The sequence below is a fragment of the Kineococcus halophytocola genome (assembly GCF_041276425.1).
Lineage (GTDB): Bacteria > Actinomycetota > Actinomycetes > Actinomycetales > Kineococcaceae > Kineococcus > Kineococcus halophytocola.
On the sequence record NZ_JBGFTU010000046.1, the window covers coordinates 1 to 4053 of the forward strand.

2 protein-coding genes and 1 pseudogene are annotated in these 4053 nt (G+C 65.1%); all 3 read right to left on the bottom strand.

The features are described from left to right. Positions 1-197: 197 nt before the first annotated feature. Positions 198-350, bottom strand: coding sequence for a hypothetical protein (locus tag AB2L27_RS20010; protein ID WP_370443254.1), 153 nt, complete (start codon positions 348-350; stop codon positions 198-200). Positions 351-553: 203 nt separating this feature from the next. Next, positions 554-901: pseudogene (locus tag AB2L27_RS20015) on the bottom strand (transposase); the annotation flags it as partial. A 1397-nt stretch (positions 902-2298) separates the two neighbouring features. Further along, the gene (locus tag AB2L27_RS20020) at positions 2299-3693 is read right to left on the bottom strand and encodes a helicase-related protein (RefSeq protein WP_370443255.1); all 1395 of its coding nucleotides are present in this window, start codon (positions 3691-3693) and stop codon (positions 2299-2301) included. Positions 3694-4053: the final 360 nt, after the last annotated feature.

Genomic DNA, 4053 nt, shown 5'->3' on the forward strand with positions numbered 1-4053 from the left:
CAGGACGCAGGCTACCGCCTGGATCTTGTACTCATCGGTGAAGTGTCGTCGGGTCGAGCCCATTGCTACCGCCTACTTTCAGGTCAGGCAGCCAATCCGAGTGTCCACCGAATCGGGAACGGTCCAGGTGCGGCGTGCGTGACCGCCGTTCCACGAAGTCTGCGATGGCATCGGCGATGCCTCGAGGCACTATCCGGTCAGGCATCGAGTCGATGCTGGCGGTACTCCGCGAGCTGAGCATGTAGTGGTGCCAGGGCACGGCGGATGGTGCGGTCCACGACGACCTCGGCCAGGCGAATGGTCCCGACGACCACGCCGCTCATGACCAGGGCGAAGAGGGCTACCAGCATCCACCCTTGGGTTGGAGTCACTGGGTCAGCTTCTCGCACCGTAGGTCTTCTGCAGCCTGGGACTTGTAGACGGCTCGGGCGGAGGAGAACGATCAGGTGGCACCGCCTCGAGCGGTGGGCACGGCATCGGCGGTGAGGTCGTCTGCGATGGGTCAAGTCCACGAAGGTGATGTACGACGTTCGCCGCATGATGCTTCCTGGGGTCAGCCCTGTAGGGCTTGCATGGTGACGTCGGTGTTCACCTCCGGCGCGGTCTCGGGCAGGACCAGAGTGGTCTGCCCGCCCTCGCCGGGCAGGAGCGTGAGCCGGCAGCGTCCGAGCAGGTCCAGGCCCAGGTAGCGGCGCCCTTCGGCCCACTCATCGTCCTGTTCGGCCAGCACCGCCCCGACCAACCGGATCAGGGAGGTGCGGTCGGGGAAGATCCCGACGACGTCGGTGCGGCGGCGGATCTCCCGGTTCAACCGTTCCTGGGGGTTGTTGGACCAGACCTGGCGCCAGACCTCCTTCGGGAAGCTGGTGAAGGCCAGGACGTCGGCGCGCTGGGCATCCAGCCCTGCGCGGGAGCCGGCTTGCTCCTCGGTGGAGACACGCAGGCAGCCGATGGTACGGGGCGGTTGATGCCGGGGGTCCAAGATTATGGAGCTAATCTGGCGAGAACCGGTTCTCTGCTACCGAAGATGATCACAAGACCTCGTCAGCGCCGACGTCCTCAAGGTTTCGGGCAAAGATGCCGATAACCGATTCGTGGAAATTCTTCCTGAGCGGTCGGGGCGTCGTCGCACATCGCCGGTCTTAGTGATAAGCGTGGTTGCTGGAGCGGCAGTCGCAAGCACTCTGCTCCTTGGTGGCATCTTGCTGGGCAAAAATCTGCAGCCACCTGGCCCTACTGCGGTCCTGCAGAGCTCTGGTGAGGCGAAGTTGACGGACGCGCCCATTGCTGCAACTCAAGAGACCGTCAGCTGGAAGTCCGGTGTAGTGGTGGAGGGCAACTGGACGGATCACTACGGTGATGGGCGACTCATCGGTGCCCCTGGCGACTGCAGCGTGGACGCTGACCGCTACCTGGGAATTCGGCCGGGCGGCACAGTCACCATTAGAGACGCCTCTGATGCAATTGTTGGAGTAGCCACGTTGACTGAAGGGCGCATTCTTAATCCAATACCGGATGACCAAGAGGCCGGTGGGCTTATGGGGCCTTGCCGCTATGAATTCACTGCCGCTAATGTTCCACTATCTTCTTTCTATACCGTAACTGTACCTGGAAGGAACCCTGCAACCATCGACGGCGCGCAAGCGGCAGCGGGGATTGCGTCTGATGTTCATCTTCCCTACATTAGATATTCCTGACTGGGCGCCGCCTAGAGCGGAACATCCATGCCTTAAACCACTTAAATCCTACCCCGCCGGCACGCGCGATTAGAGGTGCGCGACGTCGCGGTCATAGCTCGTTGGGTGTGAGGTCAGCCTCAAGAATATTGAACTAGTTCATGAACTGGCATCTTTTTGGCATTCTAGGGTTGTTTTGGGCTGCGTGGTCCGGCCCTGGTGGCACCCCTAGATGACCTACCGGGAAGTCCCCTCAGACCTCGGGACTCGTCCTGTCGCCAGGTGTGCCCCTAAGCGGTCTTGTGGACCTCTCTGACGGGCTCAGGAGGACCAAGATTAGTTCTCCCGTGACCTTGCCATTTTGATGCCCCTATGGGCCCTGCAGGGCTCTGACCTGCGCAGGGGGTCAGTCGTGGTCGGACGGCCAGCAGGCCGCATGGCGACAATCAGGGCGAGAAGAACGTCGCCGATCTCAGCGATGAATGGCAGAGTCCCGCCCCGGGAAGTGCTCTACCCACTGTCAACCGAGCAACGCGATTCCCCCAAGAATGTAGCAACTAATACAAAGGAAGGCCCCTGTAAAGGGGCCTTCCTCATCGGTTGCTGCCAGTCGGTGCGAGCGTCACCGGCTGGCCAGGACGCTGCGGGCCATCTCGGCGCGCAGCTGGACCCGTTCGGCTTTCCTGCGGGCTAGCTTGGTCTCCGGCAGCAGCACCAGGTGGTGAGCCTGCTCGTGCTTGGAGCCGATCCTGCGGATGCGGCCCTCGCGCTGTGTCTCGCGGTCATCGGTCCAGCTCGAGTCCAGGGAGATCAGCAGGTTCGCGGTCTGCAGGTTCAGCCCGCGCTCCAACACTGAGGAGCCCAGCAGGACCTGGACCTGGCCCTCGCGGAATCTGGCCACGGCCTGCTCCCGCTCCTCCTGCGGCACTTTGCCCTCGATGGCCACCGAGGAGATCCCCACCGCGGCCAGAGCTGCTGCGGCCAGAGGCAGGACAGCCAACGTCTCGCAGTAGACGACGGCCTGACGGCCCGCGTAGGGGCCGGTCAGCTGTGCCACCAACTCATCGACCAGGCAGGAGACGTCCTCGTGGTGTCGGCCGGCAGTCTCCTGGCGCTTGTGGCCGGCTGAACCGCCCATACGGCTGCCGGTCTCGTAGGCCTTCTGCTGGGTGGGGTGCAGCGGCACCCAGACCGCCGAGCGGGTCAGCTCGGGCAGACGCTGCCCGGTCTCCTCGGCGCTGACGCGGTGCATCACCTGGTGCAGGTAGGTGGTGAACGCCTGCTGGTGTGCGGAGCTGGCGAAGCCCTCGGGCTTGGGTTGGACCCAGCGCCCGGGGCTGACCTCGTAGGCCTGGGACCAGCGCAGGAACTCGCGCTCGAACTGGCCCCGGGGCCACAGGCCCGGGGTGGCGATGGTCTCCAGGACGGAGAAGGCCTGCAGCGGGTTGGACTGCCAGGGGGTGGCCGACAGGCCCAGCACCTGCTGGGAACGGGCGCTGAGCTGCAGTGCGGCTTGCTGCAAAGGACCGCCCCCGGAGACGGCGGTCACCTCATCCAGCACCAGCAGGGCCGGAGCCCAGCTGGCTGCCGTAGTTCCGATGCGCGAGGACAGCCACTGGTAGGTGGCGATGACCACCAGGGGCCGCTGCCCCTGCTGCTGGCGGAACGTGGCCAGCACCCGAGCACCGGGAGCGGTGGCCTTCCACCGGGAGTCCTTGGTGGTAGACACCGCCAGGTGCGGGCAGAACCGGCGCACCTCGGCGGCGGTCTGCTCCACCAGGGGTGCGTCGGTCAGGTACACGACGGTCGGGGCATCGGCCTGGATCTGCAGCTGGTCGGTGTCGAGCAACCAGGCCGCCAGGCCGGTGGCCGTGGCGGTTTTGCCGAGCCCGGTGCCCAGCGCGCACAGCGTGCGGGGGTTGGTCTGGGCGAAGGCCAAAGCCCCCAGCTGGTGGTTCAGCAGGGTGCCGCTGAAGCTGGCCGGCGTTGTGACGATCGGCAGGTCGAGCAGGGTCATGGAGTCCTCGTGTCGAAGCGGGGTAGCGGCAGGGCAGGTGGCCACCTCATGTGGCCAGTGCTAGGTGTTCGGGGTGGGCCTGGACGTCGCGCCAGGCGTTCCACCTCGCGCGGTCGTCCTCGCTGGCGTGAGCTCGGCAGTAGTCGGCACGGGTGCGAGGTCCGGTGGGCATGGCCCAGCCCCGGCAGGGTTCTCCCGTCTTGGTCAGCCCAGCGCAGTAGCGCTTGGCCGCCTGTGGACCGTTCCCGATTCGGTGGACACTCGGATTGGCTGCCTGACCTGAAAGTAGGCGGTAGCAATGGGCTCGACCCGACGACACTTCACCGATGAGTACAAGATCCAGGCGGTAGCCTGCGTCCT